We start from the raw sequence: 17,645 nt of genomic DNA, 5'->3' as shown, positions 1-17,645 counted from the left end.
TACGCATCCTCGTCGTTGAGTCCCTAAAATTGTGGGATGGCAGGTCTTGGTGAACTCGAGAAAGCGGTCATGGACCAGTTGTGGTCGGCCGACGAACCACAAACGGTCCGGCAGGTGCACGAGGCGCTCGCCGCACGCCGCGAGCTCGCGTACACCACGGTGATGACCGTGCTGCAACGCCTCGCGAAGAAGAACCTCGTGGTGCAGCGGCGCGACGACCGCGCGCACCGCTACGCGCCGGTGCACACCCGCGACGAACTCGTGGCCAGTCTGATGGTCGACGCGCTGCAGCAGGCCGACGCGGCGGGCAGCCGCGCCGCCGCGCTGGTGCACTTCGTGGAACAGGTCGGCAAGGACGAGGCTGCCGCATTGCGCGAAGCACTCGCTAAGCTCGAAGCAACCGAGGACTCGGCACCGCCGCCGCAGTAGACTCCTCGGGCGCCCTGGCCCCACAACGCAGTGAGCTGAGTCGATGAACGCAACCGCGCCGGTCTTCGCCGGACTCGCATTGCTTCTCGCAGGGCCCGCCCCTGCCTTACTCAGCCGGGCGACCTGGACTTATCGGACGCCCCGCGCAGCGCTGGTGCTCTGGCAGGCCATCGCGCTCGCCGCCGTGCTCAGCGCGTTCGGATCCGGGCTGGCCATCGCCGCCGAGCTGCTCGTGCCCGGCCCCGACGGCCGCCCGACCACCGCGCCGACCCGGGAGATCGACGCGCTCGGCCTGCCCCTGTGGCTGGCCTACGTGTTCGTCTTCGCGCTGACGCTGCTGGTCGGCGCCCGGTTGATCTACGCCGTCGTCCGGGTCGGCGTGCACACCCGCAGGCGGCGGGCGCGCCACCGCATGCTCGTCGATCTGCTGGACCAGAGCGGTCCGCACCGGCGCGCCGCCGACATCCGGGTGCTGGCCGCCACCGAGCCCATCGCCTACTGCCTGCCCGGCCTGCGCCAGCGCGTCGTGCTCAGCGAGGGCACCCTGACCAACCTCGCCGACGCCGAGGTCACCGCCATCGTCAGCCATGAGCGTTCACACCTGCGGGCCAGGCACGATCTCGTACTGGAGGCGTTCACGGCGGTGCACGAGGCATTCCCCCGGGTGGTGCGCAGCAAAGCCGCCCTCGGCTCGGTGAAATTGCTCATCGAATTGCTCGCCGACGACTCGGCCGTCAAGGTCACCGGGCCGAAGCCGCTGGCACGCGCCCTCGTAGCGTGCGCGAAGTCCACCGCGCCGCAAGGCGCTCTCGCGGCGGGCGGTCCCACCACGCTCATCCGCATCCAGCGGCTCAGCGAGCGGATCGGTGACCTCCGCATCGCCACGGCCGCCTATCTCGGCTCGGCCGCCATTCTGGTGGTGCCCACGCTCGCCGTGGCCGTACCCTGGCTGGTGGAGCTGAGTCGGCTGTTCAACGGCTGACGCACGAACACGTATCCTGGACACTCGGTCCACTTCGGTCGGCCGCCCCTCTCGTTCCACGCGGCGCGCGTCACGACCCGAGCCGCAGCGCGGTGAACGGTATCGTGCACCCGCTCTTCATCCCACCGAACAGCGCGTTCGCTGCCGAACGCGCTGTGCGACGAAAGGCACACCCACCTCGTGACCCCCTCGACCACCGTCGCCGTGGCGCCCGCCGCGACCTTCGCGGACCTCGGCCTGCCCGCCGTGCTCGTGCAAGCACTGCGACGCGACGGCATCGAGACGCCGTTCCCGATCCAGGCCGCCACGGCGCCGGACGTCCTTGCCGCCAAGGATGTGCTCGGCCGCGGGCCGACCGGTTCCGGGAAGACCCTGGCCTTCGGCCTCCCGATGCTCGCCCGCCTGATGGGCGCCTCGGCCAAGCCGGGCCGCCCCCGCGGACTCGTGCTCGTGCCGACCCGCGAGCTGGCCGCGCAGATCGAGCGAGCGCTCGACGAACCGGCGCTCGCGCTGGGCTTGCGGGTGGCCTCGGTGGTCGGCGGCGCCCCGATCAAGCGCCAGGCCGACCGGCTCGCCCGCGGCGTCGACCTGCTCATCGCCACCCCCGGGCGACTCGCCGACCTCCTCGCACAGGGTTCGGCCGACCTGTCCGAGGTGATGATCACCGCGCTCGACGAGGCCGACCACATGGCCGACATGGGCTTTCTGCCGCAGGTGACCAAGCTGCTGGACCGCACGCCGCGCGACGGTCAACGCCTGCTGTTCTCGGCCACGCTGGACGGCGAGGTCGACAAGCTGGTCAAGCGCTACCTGCGCGCCCCCGTCACGCATTCCACCGCCCCTGCCTCGGCGTCGGTCACCACGATGTCGCACCACCTGCTGTACGTCGGCGACAAGGTCGCCAAACGGGCGATCGCCACCGAGATCGCCGCCCGCGACGGGCTGACCATCATGTTCGTCCGCACCAAGCACGGCGCCGACCGGCTCGCCAAACAGCTGCGCGGCGCGGGCATCCCCGCCGGCGCGCTGCACGGCGGCAAGGCGCAGAACAACCGCACCCGCACCCTCGCCGCGTTCGCCGACGGCTCGGTGCCGGTGCTGGTCACCACCGACGTCGCGGCGCGCGGCATTCACGTGGACGGGATCTCCCTGGTCGTGCACGTCGATCCGCCGCCGGAGCCGAAGGCCTACCTGCACCGGGCCGGGCGCACCGCCCGCGCGGGCGAGGACGGCGTGGTCGTCACGCTGGTGATGAACGAAGAGCGCCGGGAGGTCGAGGCGATGGCCCGCAAGGCCGGCGTCGAGATCGACGGCGTCGAGGTGCGCCCCGGCGACCGCACGCTGATCGAGATCACCGGCGCCCGCCGCCCCTCCGGCATTCCGATCGCGGCTGCGGCCGCGCCCGTGGCCGCGGCCGCCACGGCCCCCGCGAAACCCGCGCGGCGCAAGCCGGGTAGGCGCGGTGAGCCGACAGCGGCCGGTGGCCGTGGCGGCGGTTCGGCGAAGCAATCCGGAGGACGGTCGGCCGCCGGGTCGGGCCGCGGCGGCGAATCGGCCACCGCACCCGCGCGTCGCCGGGGCACCGCGAAACCCGCTGCGAGCAACACCGTCGGACGCGGCGCGAGCCCGACCACCGGCGCTCCCACCCACGGTTCGGGCGCCACGGGCGGGTTCTCCGGTCGCTCCGCCACTCCTACCTCTGGCGACACGCCCGGCCGGACACGGCGACGCGCCGCGCGAACCCAGCAGCCACCGAATCGCGGCAATCGGGCAGCAAACTAGTCTGGTGTCCACCCATCCGGCTGCCGCCGTCGTCTGCGCCCTACTGGCGGCGCTACTGTTCGCGGTCGCCGCGGTCGCGCAGCAGCATGCGGCGGCCGCGGTGCCGGAGGGTGAGTCGCTGATCCGCGCGCTGATGCGCAGTCCCCGCTGGTGGGGCGGCGTCGTCGGCGATGCGGGCGGATACGCGATGCAGGTCGCCGCGCTCGCCCTGGGCGCGGTCCTGCTGGTGCAGCCGATCCTGGTGAGCGCGCTGGTGTTCGCGCTACCGCTGTCCGCGCGGATCAATCACCGCCGCGTGCCGCCCCGCACCTGGGCGACCGCCTTGGCGCTCACCGCCGCGCTGGCCTGCTTCCTGCTCGTCGGCAATCCGACCGCGGGCAATGCCGATGCGCCGCTGAGTGATTGGCTCATCCCGCTGGGCATCCTGCTCGGCCTGATCGCCGCCGCTACGGTCGGCGGCGTCACCGCGCGCGATCCCGGGCTGCGCGCGCTGCTGCTGGGCGTGGCGAGCGGTGCGCTGTACGGGCTGGCCGCCGCCGTCACCTCCTACGTCACGGATCTGTTCGACCACGGCGTCGGCCACGTGCTCGGCGCCTGGCAGACCTGGGCGCTGATCGCGGCCGGCGTCGCGGGCGTGTACCTGCAGCAGCGCGCGTACCAAGTCGGCCCGCTGACCGCGTCGCTGCCCGCCGTCACCATCGCCGAGCCGCTCGCCGCGGCATTCATCGGCTTCGCCGTGCTGGACGAGCGGTTGCAAACCGGCGCGGGCGGGCTCGTCGTCGTCGCGGGCGCCGTGCTCGTCATGTGCGCCACCGCCGTCTCGCTGTCCCGCTCCCAGGCGACCGCCTGAGGCGCTCGCGCAGAAGAGCCCGCGCCGGTCGGCTCCCGGTTATGATCGGTCGAGTGCGCTTTCTCCCCGGTCATCAGCCGCCGTACGACCTGACCTACGACGACCTCTTCCTCGTCCCGAACCGGACGGACGTCGCGTCGCGCTTCGACGTCGATCTGTCGACCACCGACGGGTCCGGCACCACCATCCCGATCGTCGTGGCCAACATGACCGCCGTCGCCGGGCGCAGAATGGCCGAGACCGTGGCCCGCCGCGGCGGCCTCGTCGTCCTTCCGCAGGACCTGCCGATCACCGCGGCCGCCGACACCATCGCCTTCGTCAAGAGCCGCTCGCTCACCGCCGACACCCCCGTGACCCTCGACCCCGACCGCTCGGTCTCCGAGGCCGTGGCCCTCATGCACAAGCGCGCGCACGGCGCGGTGGTGGTGACCGACGGCGGACGCCCGGTCGGTGTGGTGACCGAGGCCGCCTGCGCCGATGTCGACCGCTTCGCCCGGTTGCGTGAGGTCGCGGTGACCGATTTCGTGCGGGCTCCCGCCGCCACCACCCCCCGCGATCTGTTCGACCTGCTGCACGCCGAGCACGCCGAGTTCGCCGTGCTCACCGCCGAGGACGGCACCCTCGCCGGGGTGCTGACCCGCACCGGCGCCCTCCGCGCGGGCATCTATCAGCCCGCCGTCGACGCCACGGGCAAGCTGCGCGTCGCGGCCGCGGTGGGCATCAACGGCGACGTGGCCGCGAAGGCCAAGTCCCTGGTGGATTCGGGCGCCGACCTGCTCGTCATCGACACCGCGCACGGTCACCAGGCCAAGATGCTCGAAACCCTCGCCGCGGTGCGCGATCTCGGGCTCGGCGTCCCGCTGGTCGCGGGCAACGTGGTCTCCGCCGAGGGCACCAGGGATCTCGCCGAGGCGGGCGCGGACATCATCAAGGTCGGCGTCGGCCCCGGCGCCATGTGCACCACCCGGATGATGACCGGCGTCGGCCGCCCGCAGTTCTCCGCGGTGGCCGAATGCGCGACCGCCGCCGCGGAACTCGGCGTGCACATCTGGGCCGACGGCGGCGTGCGCCATCCCCGCGACGTGGCGCTCGCGCTGGCCGCGGGCGCGTCCAACGTGATGATCGGCTCCTGGTTCGCCGGTACCTACGAGTCCCCCGGCGACCTGCGCGTCGATCGCGACGGCAACGCGTACAAAGAGAGTTTCGGCATGGCGTCCAAGCGGGCCGTCGCCGCACGCACCGCCTCCGACAGCGAATTCGACCGCGCGCGTAAGGGGCTGTTCGAAGAGGGCATCTCCAGTTCGCGGATGCGGCTGGACCCCGAGCGCCCCGGCGTCGAGGACCTCATCGACCACATCTGCTCGGGTGTGCGCAGCGCGTGCACGTACGCCGGGGCGCGCACGCTCACCGAATTCCACGACAAGGCCGTGCTGGGTGTGCAGTCCGCGGCCGGATTCGCCGAGGGTCGCCCGCTGCCCAGCGGTTGGTGAGCGCCGACACGCGCATTACACCGGCACCGGCCCACGCTGCTCGGCAGGTGGGCCGGTAGCATGGTGGTTGCCGGACACCGGCACCACGACTCATTTGCGAAAGGATCCAGTTGTCACCCGCGTCCGAGGGCGCCGTACAGGAGGGCTCCTCTACCGAGCCGGGTGACGACCCCGGCGTCCTCCTCCCCGCAGTAGTCCCACCCCGCACAGGCTGTCTCCCGGCACCGCTCAGGTGGTGCTGACGATGTCCATCGCGCTCACCGCGCTCAGCCTGATCGGGTTCATCGCACTCACCGTCGGCACCGCCCTGTTCGTCGCCGCGGAATTCTCCCTCACCGCGCTGGAGCGCAGCACCGTCGAGGCGCACGCCCGCACCGGTGACGTCCGCGCCCGGATGGTTCGCAAGGCGCATCGCACCCTGTCGTTCCAGCTGTCGGGCGCCCAGCTCGGTATCACCATCACGACGCTGATCACCGGTTACATCGCCGAACCGGTGCTGGCCAGGCTGCTGAATCCGGTGTTCACCGGTCTCGGACTCAGCGATGCCGCGGCGAGCGGCGTCGCCTTGACGCTGGCCTTGATCCTGGCCACCTCGCTGTCGATGATCTACGGCGAGCTGGTGCCCAAGAACATCGCCATCGCCAAGGCGCTGGCCACCGCCCGCGTCACGGCCGGGCCGATGATCGCGTTCTCGGTGGTGTTCAAATGGATGATCCACTTCCTCAACGGCACCGCCAACTGGGTGGTCCGCAGGCTCGGCGTCGAGCCCGCCGAAGAGTTGCGCTCGGCCCGCTCGCCCCAGGAACTCGGCTCCCTGGTGCGCACTTCCGCGCTGCGCGGCGCGCTCGACCAGCCCACCGCTCAGGTGATGGATCGCTCGCTACAGTTCGGCGAGCGCAGCGCCGAGGAACTGATGACGCCGCGGGTGAAGATCGAAGCGCTGGACAAGGACGGCACCATCGCCGATCTGATCGATGCGGCAGGCCGCACCGGCTACTCCCGTTTCCCGGTGATCGATGGCGACCTCGACAACACCCTCGGCTTCGTGCACGTCAAGCAGGCATTCACCCGCCCGGCGCACGCGCGCAGAACGTTTCCCCTGCACCGGCTCGCCCAGCCGGTCCCGATCGTGCCCGCGAGCCTGGACGGCGACGAGGTGCTCGAGCGCGTCCGCGCCGACGGCATGCAGGTCGCTCTCGTCGTGGACGAGTACGGCGGCACCGCAGGCATGGTCACCATGGAAGACATCATCGAGGAGATCCTCGGCGACGTCCGCGACGAGCACGACGAGGAGGAGCGCGACGTGCGGCGCGTCTCCGACGGCTGGGACTGCTCGGGCCTGCTGCGCATCGACGAGGTCTCCCGGGCGACCGGATACGACGCCCCCGAAGGCGAGTACGAGACGCTGGGCGGCCTGGTACTGACCAGGCTCGGCCGCATCCCGGTGACGGGCGACGAGGTCGTGCTGCCGAATCCACGCTCGCAGCAGTGGACGGTGACCGAAAGCCCCGACGAAGGCGGCTGGATCGCCCGCGTGGAGCGCATGGACGGACGGCGCATCGACCGGGTCCGGCTGATCCCGGTCGACGCCGACGCCCTCGCGACCAAGGAGCACAGCCATGGGTGACCTGTTCGGCATCCTGCTGACCGTCGTACTGCTGGCAAGCAACGCCTTCTTCGTGGCCGCCGAGTTCGCGCTCATCTCCGCCCGCCGCGACCGATTGGAAGCGCTTGCCGCACAGGGCAAGCGGAACGCGAACACCGTCATCCGGGCGGGCGAGAACCTCTCGATGATGCTCGCTGCCGCACAGCTGGGCATCACGATCTGCTCGATCCTGCTCGGCCGCGTCGGCGAGCCCGCCGTCGCGCACCTGCTGGAAGGACCGTTCGAGTTGCTCGGCCTGCCCGAGCAGCTGCTGCACCCGGTGGCGTTCGCGATCGCGCTGACCATCGTGGTGATCCTGCACATCCTGTTCGGCGAGATGATCCCGAAGAACATCGCGCTGGCCGGGCCGGAGCGCAGCGCGCTGCTGCTGGTACCGGTGCACTTGATGTGGCTGCGGCTGGCCCGCCCGCTCATCGCGTTCTACAACCTGGCCGCCAACCTGTCGCTGCGCCTGCTGCGGATCGAGCCGAAGGACGAGCTCGAGGCCACCGTCTCCACGGTCGAGCTGGCCGAGATGATCGGCGAGTCCCGCTCCGAGGGACTGCTCGACGAGGAGGAGCACCGCCGCCTCACGCAGGCGCTCGGCACCAGTGACCGGGTGGTCGCCGACGTGATGGTGCCACTGGACGCGACCCGATCGATCCCGCTGCGCGGCAACGGGACCACGCTCGGCGACACCGAATCCGCCGTCGCCGAGACCGGGTTCTCCCGCTTCCCGGTGCGGGCGAGCGACGGTTCGCTGGTCGGCTACCTGCACGTCAAGGACGTGCTCGACAAGGTCGCCGACGAGAGCGCCGGGCCGACGACACCGATCCCGCGCACCGATATCCGCCCGCTGCCCACGGTCGGCATGAACACCACGCTCTACGAGGCACTGGCGCGGCTGCGCCGCACCAACAGCCATCTCGGCCGCGTGGTGGACGAGCGGGGCAACACCACCGGCATCGTCGCGCTGGAGGACCTCGTGGAGGAGTTCGTCGGCACCGTCCGAGACGGCACGCACCGGGTGGGCGAATGACGCCCGGGGCAGCGAACGTCACCGGACCGGCCGGAGCGGAGTGACCATGCTGGTGTTGTCCGGTGCGCAGTGGCGGGTCCGCGCCGCCGCCCACCGGGCCCGCCTGGACGAGTTGGTGGGGCCCTATCTGGAGCGGCGGGCGCAGGGTTCGTCACATCCGGTGATCGACTTCTTGTTCACCTACTACGGGAACAAACCCGCCCAGTTGCGGCGCTGGCACCCGGGCTACGGCACCGGGCTGGCGGATGCCCCCGAGTATCACGGCGCACGGGGGTATCACCTCGTCGTCACCGACCGCGGTTCGGGTGCCGAGGGCGCCGCGGCGGGCAGCTACACAGCCGACCCCGCCTACCTGGCCAAACGCCGCGACACCATCGCGTTCGTCGCGAACCTGTTGCGCGCCACCGCGTCTCGGCCCGCCCAGCTGTCCTGCTTCGGGCTGCACGAATGGGCGATGGTGTATCGCACCGACGACATCCGGCACCAGAAGGTGCCGCTACGCCTCGGACGAGCGGGCACCGACGCCGTGGTCGACTCGATGTCGCTGCGCTGCACGCATTTCGACGCCTACCGGTTCTTCACTCCGGAGGCCGTCGGCCGCAACGCCGAGCCGCTCACCCGCGCCGACCAGCTCCGCCGTGAACAGCCGGGCTGCTTGCACGCGAACATGGACTTGTACAAGTGGGGCTTCAAGCTGGTCCCGCTGATCTCCTCCGAGCTGCTGCTGGACTGTTTCGAGCTGGCCTGCGCCGCCCGCGAACTCGACATGCGCGCCAGCCCCTACGACCTGTCCGGGTTCGGCTACGAGCCGGTGCGCATCGAGACCGCTACCGGGCGGGCTGAGTACGTTCGCGCCCAGTCCGCGCTGGCGCAGCGCGCGGCCGAACTGCGCCGAACCATGCTGCGCGTCTGCGACGAACTGCTGGCGGCGGACGCCGACGCGACCGAGCACACGCAGCAGGCCCACCCGCGCTGACGCCGCGCCTCGACGGAAAACTTGGCGAATCCGAGCGGGATTCGATGAAACCGTCCCCCGAAGTTACCGCGAATTACTACCATTCAGTCAGTTCAGCGGTGACTGTCCCAGTCACCCTGGGTAGCCAAGCCCGAAGACGAAGTTGGGGGACGCGACGATGCGCCCAGTGGCCAGACTGTGCCGTGCCAAACCGTTGGCTCTGCTCACCATCGGCATGGTCACGGCCATGCTGCTGCCCGTGAGCGCCTCGGCCGATCCGGAATCGGATACCCGCAACGCGGTCCAAGAGTTCCTCGACGTCGGGCGCACCTCGGTCCCCCGGGCCGACTGCGGACCGGGCTCCGCTCCCGAGAGCGGCCTGCAAGGCGATGTCACCGCCGCCGACCGCGACAGCGGGCGCAGCACGCAGGGCTACCGGTGCAATATGTCCTTCGTCGGCGGCTACGCCGGCCGCGGGGCGGGCATCACCTCCACCAGCTTCGAGCACTGCGCCTACCTGGGGTCGTTCTTTCCCGGCGACCTGATCGGCGAGGCGCGCGGCGTCCAGGTGCTCGACGTGTCCGATCCGGCGCATCCGCGCCCGACGGTGACGCTGACCGAGCCCGCCATGCTCGCGGGCACCTGGGAGAGCCTCAAGGTCAATACCGCGCGCAAGCTGCTGGTCGGCACCGGCGTCCCGGTCGGCGAGGGCGTGGGCTACCTGTCGGTCTACGACGTCTCCGATTGCGCGCATCCGCGGCTGCTCAACCCGGGCCCGGGAACGAATCTGCTGATGCCGCTGCCGATCACCACGCACGAGGGCGGCTTCTCCCCGGACGGCAACACGTACTGGGCATCGGGGATCGCACCCGGTTTCGTCAGCGCGGTCGACCTGACCGACCCGGCTCACCCGCGCGTGGTGTGGCAGGGGCTGACCGGCATCGAAGCGCACGGTTTCGGCATAAGCCCCGACGGCAACCGGATGTACATCTCCGCGCTGGGCGGATTCACCGTCCTCGATATCAGCGCGGTGCAGCGACGCGATCCGAACCCGCAGGTGCACCACCTCGGCCGGGTGTTCTGGACGGACGGCTGGGCGACCCAGCACAGTGTCCCGGTCAGCTACGCCGGCAAGCCCTACCTCTACACCGTCGACGAAGGCGGTTCCGGCGGCGTCAAACTCATCGATGTCTCCGACGAGACCGCGCCCAAGGTGGCCAACAAGATCAAGCTCGAGATCAACCTGCCGCAGCACATCGACAGCAATATCGGCTCCTCCATGGGCGGTTCCGCCTTCGCCTACGAATCGCACTACTGCGCCGCGGACCGGCAGGAGAACCCGACCGCGCTGGCCTGCGGGTGGATCTCGTCGGGCATCCGGGTGTTCGATATCCGCGATCCCTACGCCATCCGCGAGATCGCCTATTACAACCCGCCCGCCCGCACCGGGCAGAACCTGAGTCTGTGGAATTCGCCGCACGCGCTCGCCTCGCTCATCGGCGTTCCCTTGATGAGCGCGCCACCCGCGGTGCGCGCCGTGCTGGAGGGACAGTTCAACCCGCTGGATGCCACCACCCCCCGTACCGGTCGCCTCGCCTTCGGCGACGTGTCCACCGACTGGTGCTTCTCGCCGCCGGAATGGCGCGGTTCGCAGCTCTACGTCGCGTGCTCGGACAACGGATTCATGGTGTTGCGGCTGGACGACGAGGTGTATTCGCCACCGGCGGACCAGCAGTCGATCGTCGGGTCGTAGCGGTGCGGCACTGGACGCGAATCGCCGCCCTGGTTTCGGCGGCCTTCGCGCTGCTCGTGCTGGGCGCCGCGCTGCGGCCCCTGGTGTTCCCGGAGAACCGTTCCGCCGCACCCGTTCTCACCGTGATGGAGATCGGCTTCGTTCAGGACATGACCACCCATCACCAGCAAGCGCTGCTCATGGTGCAGCGGCTCGACAGCTCGGTCGACCCGGCGATCGCCCGGCTGGCCGAGCAACTCGACCGCACGCAGCGGCTGGAAATCGGCACCATGCTCGGCTGGCTGCGCCTGGCGAACGCGGCCCCGAGCTCCGACCGTGCGATGGCGTGGATGCACGCCACGGACGCGTCGCCGCATCGGCACCCGGCAGCGGTCGCGCAGACCGCCCCCACTCCCCTGATGCCCGGGATGGCGAGCGGCGCGGAGCTGGACGCCTTGGCGACGGCGCGTGGCCGCGACGCGGAAGTCCTGTTCCTACAGTTGATGTTCCGGCATCATCAGGGCGGAATCGCGATGGCCGAGGCCGCCGACGGGCTCCTGGGCTCGGGACCGGTCAAGGAGATCGCCCGTGCCATGATCCACGGGCAGGGCCAGGAAGCCGGGATGATGGGCATGCTGCTCACCCAGCGCGGGGCGGTCCCGCGGCCGTGACCACCGGGTCAGGACGCCACGTGCAATTCGAACCCGGTCGCCCCGCGCGTCTCGCGGCCCGGCTCGAGACGCAGGCTGCGGTCGTAGTCGCCCCCGGCCTGCGCGCGGTAGGGAATCGGCTCCAGCTCCGCCAGATCCGACATCCGCCGCCGCAGGTCGTGGGCGACTTCCTCGAAGCGCGCCGAGCCGAGCCGGATCGTGTCGTGCACCAGGAACGGCGGCAGCACGTCCATGCCGGTGTAGTACAGGATGCCGTGGTGGATGGGGAACAGCAGATCCTCGACCGGTCCGTTGATCCCGCGGTCGGAATACGACGGCTGCTTGCCGCCGATCGACACCACGAGCATCGCACGCCGGCCCGCCAGCACGCCCGCGCCGTACCTGGGCAGCGCCGTACCGCCTGCACCGTAGGCGAAACCGCAGGTGAGGACCCGGTCCACCCACCCCTTCATGATCGCGGGCATGCCGAACCACCAGAGCGGGAAATGCAGGACCACCGCATCCGCCCACAGCAGTTTCTCCTGCTCGGCACGGATGTCGGGACTCAGCGTCCCGTTGTGGTACGCCTCGCCCGATGCCAGCATGAAGTTGGGCTCCTCGACCGCGCCGAAGTCGTCGGTGTCGGCGGCGGCCTTCCAGCCCATCGCATAGAGGTCGGTGATCCGGACCTCGTGACCCTGCGCCCGCAACTGCCGCACGGCAACGTCTTTCAGCGCGCCGGTGAGTGAGTCCGGCTTCGGGTGGGCGTACACGACCAGTACGTTCGATCCAGCTTTCGTCACGTCTGGGCGCAACAGCCTCGGACGGGCAGGAATTCCGGCGTACCGCCGACCTGCGCGGACGCAGCGTCCTTCCGGCCGCGGAGTCTCGTGGAACGCGGGCGCGGTGCGACGCGTTGCCCTCGACGACCGTCGATCCGGCGAGCGCACCCGGGCGGAAAGAAACGCGGGTGCCGGACAACACTTTCGAGGGCAGACACCGGGTCGTCACGGGCGGCGGAATGGGCCGCGCTGCCGAGCTCGCGTTCCTCGAGCAGCGAGCAGCGCGCGTCGAGCAGCGCGCGTCGCGACAGGTCGCCCGGCGGCGGACCGGCGACGCCACGACGGTATCGTCGGCTGAACCGGATCACGATCGTCGGCCGGGAGAGGTTGGGCAGCGAATGATTCGGACCGATGCGTTCACGGTCCCGGGGCACGTGCGGGGTTATCCGGGGGTGGCTTTCGGCGGGTACGTGGCGGGGCTGCTCGCCGCCGCCAGCGGTTCCGAGCAGGTGCGCGTCGACTTCCGCCGCAGCGTTTCGGTGGACACTCCGGTCGTGCTGGCCGCCGACGGCTCGGGCGGCGCGGCGCTCACCGATCAGGACGGTGCGGTGCTCGCCGAAGCGTCCGCGTCGACGGTTACGGTCACACCGCGGCCCGCGCCCACTTGGGCGCAGGCACGAGCGGCGAGTGCGACAGCCGACGTGCTGCGCAAAATGAGCCGCTGCTACGGCTGCGGCGCGGCCTGCCCGCCCGGCCGTGGGCTGCGCCTGTCCCCCTGGGCCATGCCCACGCACGACATGGTCGTCGCCGCATGGACCCCCGATCTGTCCCTGGGCGGGCCCGATGGCCTCCTTTCCACCGAAAACGTCTGGGCCGCTTTGGACTGCCCCGGCGGGTGGGCCGCGATGGCCCTGCGTGACCTGCGCCCGGGTGCGGTGACCGCCGCCCTCACCGCCACCCAGTTCGAACCCGTTCGCGCCGGTGACCCCTACCTCTCCTACGGCTGGCCGATCGCGGCGAACGGCCGCAAACACACGGTCGGCGTAGCACTGTCCCGCATCGACGGCACCCTCTGCGCCCTCGCCGAAGCCCTGTGGATCGAGCCCCGCCAACCGCTGCCGTTCGAGTGGTGATCCACCCCGACCTGTCGGTTGCTATCGGTACCGTCGCCGCCATGCCCTCGTCGGTGCACGAAGTGCTCATCGAATTGGTCCGGCGCGCAGACCAACTTTGGTCGCGAAACTGCTGACTTCCACGCTCGGACTATCGCTTCCCGAGTTCGATCACGCGCGCGTCGACTCGGGCGACCTGCCGGATATCGAACCGACCGAGTATCGGGCGGACCTGGTCGTCACGCTCACCGCCGCCGGTATCCCGGTGCTCGGCATCGTGGTCGAGGTGCAACTGCAGCGCGACGACGACAAGGCGTGGAGCTGGCCGAACGCGACGCGATCCTCACCGCCCTCGCCGCGACAGCACACGACTCCGCGGACGGCAAAAGGTACATTGACCTGGTACTGGCCGCACTGCCGAAAGCAGCGCCCCGGCACTTCCTGGAGATGCTGATGACGACCGACACGTCCCCGTACTACAGCCAGTACTTCAAGCAGCTGTACGCCGACGGCAGGACCGAAGGCAAGGCGGAAGGCAAAGCCGAGGGAGAGGCAAAGGCGTTGCTGACCGTCCTCGCGACTCGCGGACACGTCCCCGAAGCGGTGGCCGCCGAGATCAACTCCTGCACCGACGACGCGCGCCTGACCACATGGATCACCCGGGCCGTCACCGCCGACACCCTCGAGGAGGTCTTCGGCGACGGGGCTCAGTGAGTGTCGACGAAGCGGTACCACTGGCCGTCGAAGGCGGAGTATTCGACGCCGTTGGTGGCCGGAGGGCCGAGGTGGGGTGGGGTGGCCGGGTCGCGGAAGAAGGCGAAGCCTTCCGAGTCCTGATCGCCCGCCTGGGTGTAGAACAGGCAGCCGCCGTCCCGGGGCGTGATGAAGGTGATGGTGTAGACGCCCAGGCGGGTGCGGTGGCCGGAGTGGGCGCAGTCGACGGCTTGGTTCTCGAGGATCCCGCGGGACAGCCGCCAGCCGGTGTCCTCCGGAACGTCGTAGAGCGTGAGCGCCACCAGGACGCCGATCAGTACGGGCGAGGCGAGGCTGTGGAACAGGGCGCGGTAGCGCAGCAGGCCGAGCAGCCCGAACAGGACGGCGATCCCGCCGAGCACGCCGAGGACCACCCACAGCACGACGAGGGTCGGGAAGGTGCCCTCCGCGGCGAGTTGCCAGAACAGCGCCGCGCAGCAGAGCACGACCAGGGCGGTCAGGAGCCCCATCCACAGCACGAACCAACGAGGAATACGCGACCGTGTGCGCACGGACCCAGCGGAGTTCACGTGTTCAAGATACGAGGGGCCGCAGCTTCGCGCGCGGTATCGGTGGCGAAATCACCCAGCTCCATGGGGATCACGCCGGTCCGACCGGCCACCACAACCGTGACGGAAACCCGGCGAACCGGTGCGGAGTCGATTTCGAAAGCCCGCCTGCTCGCCTCATGTGGCCGAGAACGGTACCGCGCATCGAATTCCGATGATCACTCGCGGTCCGCGGGCAGCCGAGCCCGCCAGTGTGAAAACAAACATTCCGGAACGCTTTTCGATTCCGGCCCGAACGCGAAATCCCCCGGCCGGAAAACCGACCGGGGGATTCGCTATTACTCGAAGTAGATCGTGTACCGCACGCTCACAGCGGCGGGAAGCCCGCCGATCCGGTGGCCATCCAATTCCAGAACATCGCCGCGCGATTGGCGAGCAATGCCACGATGTCGAGCACAACGCTTCCCATGAATCTTCCTCACAAATCGAACGATCTCGTGCGGCCCCCAGGGTAACGGACCGATAAACGGGAGTCGAAACTCCGGATCCCCGAAGCACGAAATCCCCCGGCCGATGGACCGGGGGATTCGCGATGGGCGCGGACTAGACGCAGGCCAGCGCCTTAGCCTCACGGCGACGGCGGTGCAGGATCGGCTCGGTGTACCCGTTGGGCTGCTTGGTGCCCTCCAGGATGAGCTCCTTGGCCGCCTGGAAGGCGATGCTGCCCGCGAAGTCGGCGGCCATCGCCCGGTAGTTCGGGTCACCGGCGTTCTGCCGGTCCACGACCGGGGCCATCCGCTCCAGGCTGGCCACCACCTCGTCGGCGGTGACGATGCCGTGGCGCAGCCAGTTGGCCATCAGCTGGCTGGAGATGCGCAGGGTCGCGCGGTCTTCCATGAGCGCGACATCCTTGATGTCGGGCACCTTGGAGCAGCCGACACCCTGGTCGATCCAGCGCACCACGTAGCCGAGGATCGACTGCGAGTTGTTGTCCAGTTCCTGGCGCTTCTCCTCGTCGGTCCAGTTCGGCGCGGCGGCCAGCGGGATCTCCAGGATCTCGTCGACGGTGGCGCGGCGGCCCCCCTTGGCGATCTCCTGCTGACGCTTGAACACGTCGACCAGGTGATAGTGCGTCGCGTGCAAGGTGGCGGCGGTCGGCGAGGGCACCCACGCGGTGTTGGCACCCGCGCGCGGGTGACCGATCTTCTGGGTGAGCATGTCGGCCATCAGGTCCGGCATGGCCCACATGCCCTTGCCGATCTGCGCCTTGCCGGGCAGGCCGGCCGCCAGACCGGTGTCGACATTCCAGTCCTCGTAGGACAGGATCCACTGCTGGGACTTCATGTCGGCCTTGCGGACCATCGGCCCGGCCTCCATGGAGGTGTGGATCTCGTCACCGGTGCGGTCCAGGAAGCCGGTGTTGATGAACACCACCCGTTCGGCGGCGGCCTGGATGCAGGCCTTCAGGTTCACCGTGGTCCGGCGCTCCTCGTCCATGATGCCGACCTTGAGCGTGTTGCGCTCCAGCCCGAGCACGTCCTCGATCCGGCCGAACAGCTCGTTGGTGAACGCGACCTCGTCGGGACCGTGCATCTTCGGCTTCACGATGTAGACCGAACCGGTGCGGCTGTTCTTCAGCTTCGCGTCATCGGCCAGGCTGTGCTTGGCGATCAGCGAGGTGATCAGGCCGTCCATGATGCCCTCGGGCACCTCGTTGCCCTCGGCGTCGAGGATCGCGTCGGACGTCATCAGGTGACCGACGTTGCGCACGAACAGCAGCGAACGGCCGTGCAGCACCAATTCGCCGCCGTCCAGCGCGGTGTACACGCGGTCGGGGTTCATGGTGCGGGTGAAGGTCTTCTCGCCCTTGCTGACCTTCTCCGCGAGGTCGCCCTTCATCAGGCCGAGCCAGTTGTGGTAGCACAGCACCTTGTCTTCGGCGTCGACCGCGGCGACCGAGTCCTCGAAGTCCATGATCGTGGTGACCGCGGACTCCAGCACGACGTCCTTCACGCCCGCGGTGTCGGTGCTGCCGATCGGGGACTGCGGGTCGATCTGGATCTCGATGTGCAGGCCGTTGTGCTTCAGCAGCACCGAACTCGGCGACTCGGGATCACCGAGGTAGCCGACCAGCTGGGACGCGTCGGCCAGACCGATGCTGGTGCCGTCCTCCAGGCCGACCTCCAGCTCGCCGTCGACGATCTTGTAGGACGTCGAGCCGATGTGCGAACCGGTGATCAGGGTGACCGAGTCGTCGAGGAAGTTGCGCGCCCACTCGATGACCTTGTCGCCGCGCACCTTGTTGTAGCCGGTGCCCTTCTCCGCGCCGTTGCCCTCGGGGATGGCGTCGGTGCCGTAGAGCGCGTCGTACAGCGAGCCCCAGCGCGCGTTGGCCGCGTTGATCGCGAAGCGCGCGTTCATCACCGGCACCACGAGCTGCGGTCCGGCGGTGACGGCGATCTCGTCGTCCACGTTCTGGGTGGTGATCCGGAAATCGGCGGGCTCGGGGCGCAGGTAGCCGATCTCGGTCAGGAAGTTCTTGTAGGCGGCCTTGTCGTAGTTCGCGCCGGGGTGTTCGGCGTGCCAGGCATCGACCTTGCCCTGGATCTCGTCGCGTTCGGCCAGCAGGGCGCGGTTGCGCGGGGCGAGGTCGTTGACGACCTGCTCTGCCCCGGCCCAGAACGCGGCGGAATCCACGCCGGTCCCGGGGAGCGCCTCGTTCTCGACGAACTCGTGGAGAACGCGTGCCACCTGGAGCCCGCCGACCTGAATCCGCTCTGTCATCTACTGCCTCACTTCCGCGAAACCGGGTGGGAAAACAAAGCCATGTTACCCGCGGGTAGTGGTGCCACCGCGCGCCGGGTCGTGCGGCCCTGTGCCCAAATCTGTCCGCCACGCCGATATGAGCAGGTCTTCACCCGGCGGGTCGTCGAGC

15 protein-coding genes are annotated in these 17,645 nt (G+C 69.8%); 12 read left to right on the top strand and 3 right to left on the bottom strand.

What is annotated here, in order from left to right:
• Positions 1-36: 36 nt before the first annotated feature.
• The 10 genes from IU450_RS23885 to IU450_RS23840 all read left to right on the top strand — a co-directional run bounded on the left by IU450_RS23885 (position 37) and on the right by IU450_RS23840 (position 11,575).
• Positions 37-429: a BlaI/MecI/CopY family transcriptional regulator gene (locus tag IU450_RS23885; protein WP_039797864.1), complete on the top strand. Its 393-nt coding sequence runs from the start codon at positions 37-39 to the stop codon at positions 427-429.
• A gap of 43 nt (positions 430-472) precedes the next feature.
• Positions 473-1,411, top strand: coding sequence for a M56 family metallopeptidase (locus IU450_RS23880; protein WP_195151980.1), 939 nt, complete (start codon positions 473-475; stop codon positions 1,409-1,411).
• A 180-nt stretch (positions 1,412-1,591) separates the two neighbouring features.
• Complete coding sequence (locus IU450_RS23875; protein ID WP_195151979.1) at positions 1,592-3,193, top strand: DEAD/DEAH box helicase; 1,602 nt, start codon at positions 1,592-1,594, stop codon at positions 3,191-3,193.
• Between the two features lie 4 nt (positions 3,194-3,197).
• Complete coding sequence (locus IU450_RS23870; RefSeq protein WP_195151978.1) at positions 3,198-4,043, top strand: DMT family transporter; 846 nt, start codon at positions 3,198-3,200, stop codon at positions 4,041-4,043.
• Positions 4,044-4,096: 53 nt separating this feature from the next.
• A complete protein-coding gene (locus tag IU450_RS23865) occupies positions 4,097-5,533 on the top strand; it encodes a GuaB1 family IMP dehydrogenase-related protein (RefSeq protein ID WP_195151977.1) in 1,437 nt (478 codons plus the stop codon).
• Positions 5,534-5,777: 244 nt separating this feature from the next.
• Positions 5,778-7,160, top strand: a complete 1,383-nt coding sequence (locus IU450_RS23860; RefSeq protein WP_195151976.1) for a hemolysin family protein — start codon at positions 5,778-5,780, stop codon at positions 7,158-7,160.
• Positions 7,153-8,217, top strand: a complete 1,065-nt coding sequence (locus IU450_RS23855; RefSeq protein ID WP_195151975.1) for a hemolysin family protein — start codon at positions 7,153-7,155, stop codon at positions 8,215-8,217. The genes IU450_RS23860 and IU450_RS23855 overlap by 8 nt, the downstream gene beginning before the upstream one ends.
• Before the next feature lie 46 nt (positions 8,218-8,263).
• Positions 8,264-9,193 carry a 3-methyladenine DNA glycosylase gene (locus IU450_RS23850; protein WP_195151974.1) on the top strand — a complete coding sequence of 310 codons (930 nt, stop codon included), beginning with the start codon at positions 8,264-8,266 and terminating at the stop codon, positions 9,191-9,193.
• 157 nt (positions 9,194-9,350) lie between these two features.
• Entirely contained in the window at positions 9,351-10,925 is a 1,575-nt protein-coding gene (locus IU450_RS23845; protein WP_195151973.1) for an LVIVD repeat-containing protein, read from the top strand.
• A 2-nt stretch (positions 10,926-10,927) separates the two neighbouring features.
• Positions 10,928-11,575 carry a DUF305 domain-containing protein gene (locus tag IU450_RS23840; protein WP_324197786.1) on the top strand — a complete coding sequence of 216 codons (648 nt, stop codon included), beginning with the start codon at positions 10,928-10,930 and terminating at the stop codon, positions 11,573-11,575.
• A gap of 8 nt (positions 11,576-11,583) precedes the next feature.
• Here IU450_RS23840 and IU450_RS23835 read toward each other — a convergent pair whose 3' ends face one another.
• Positions 11,584-12,357 carry an NAD(P)H-dependent oxidoreductase gene (locus tag IU450_RS23835; protein WP_195151971.1) on the bottom strand — a complete coding sequence of 258 codons (774 nt, stop codon included), beginning with the start codon at positions 12,355-12,357 and terminating at the stop codon, positions 11,584-11,586.
• A 377-nt stretch (positions 12,358-12,734) separates the two neighbouring features.
• Between IU450_RS23835 and IU450_RS23830 the strand changes: the two genes are divergently transcribed.
• Entirely contained in the window at positions 12,735-13,469 is a 735-nt protein-coding gene (locus IU450_RS23830; protein WP_195151970.1) for a PaaI family thioesterase, read from the top strand.
• 294 nt (positions 13,470-13,763) lie between these two features.
• Positions 13,764-14,162, top strand: a complete 399-nt coding sequence (locus IU450_RS39930) for a hypothetical protein (protein ID WP_228835022.1) — start codon at positions 13,764-13,766, stop codon at positions 14,160-14,162.
• On the opposite strand, the gene IU450_RS23820 is transcribed toward IU450_RS39930, so the two are convergent.
• Positions 14,156-14,671 carry a hypothetical protein gene (locus IU450_RS23820; RefSeq protein ID WP_195151969.1) on the bottom strand — a complete coding sequence of 172 codons (516 nt, stop codon included), beginning with the start codon at positions 14,669-14,671 and terminating at the stop codon, positions 14,156-14,158. The genes IU450_RS39930 and IU450_RS23820 overlap by 7 nt on opposite strands.
• Before the next feature lie 642 nt (positions 14,672-15,313).
• A complete protein-coding gene (locus tag IU450_RS23815; RefSeq protein ID WP_195151968.1) occupies positions 15,314-17,494 on the bottom strand; it encodes a malate synthase G in 2,181 nt (726 codons plus the stop codon).
• Positions 17,495-17,645 lie beyond the last annotated feature (151 nt).

Origin of the sequence: Nocardia abscessus, from assembly GCF_015477775.1 — a bacterium.
GTDB classification, from domain to species: Bacteria; Actinomycetota; Actinomycetes; order Mycobacteriales; family Mycobacteriaceae; genus Nocardia; species Nocardia abscessus_A.
Note: the sequence above shows the minus strand (reverse complement) of the source record. Positions and strands in the feature narration are given on the sequence as shown.

Coding starts and splice junctions, on each gene's coding strand:
- IU450_RS23830 (WP_195151970.1), top strand. CDS start 12,735: ATGATTCGGACCGATGCGTTCACGGTCCCGGGGCACGTGCGGGGTTAT.
- IU450_RS23820 (WP_195151969.1), bottom strand. CDS start 14,671: ATGGGGCTCCTGACCGCCCTGGTCGTGCTCTGCTGCGCGGCGCTGTTC.
- IU450_RS23845 (WP_195151973.1), top strand. CDS start 9,351: ATGCGCCCAGTGGCCAGACTGTGCCGTGCCAAACCGTTGGCTCTGCTC.
- IU450_RS23855 (WP_195151975.1), top strand. CDS start 7,153: ATGGGTGACCTGTTCGGCATCCTGCTGACCGTCGTACTGCTGGCAAGC.
- IU450_RS23850 (WP_195151974.1), top strand. CDS start 8,264: ATGCTGGTGTTGTCCGGTGCGCAGTGGCGGGTCCGCGCCGCCGCCCAC.
- IU450_RS23860 (WP_195151976.1), top strand. CDS start 5,778: ATGTCCATCGCGCTCACCGCGCTCAGCCTGATCGGGTTCATCGCACTC.
- IU450_RS23815 (WP_195151968.1), bottom strand. CDS start 17,494: ATGACAGAGCGGATTCAGGTCGGCGGGCTCCAGGTGGCACGCGTTCTC.
- IU450_RS23885 (WP_039797864.1), top strand. CDS start 37: ATGGCAGGTCTTGGTGAACTCGAGAAAGCGGTCATGGACCAGTTGTGG.
- IU450_RS23880 (WP_195151980.1), top strand. CDS start 473: ATGAACGCAACCGCGCCGGTCTTCGCCGGACTCGCATTGCTTCTCGCA.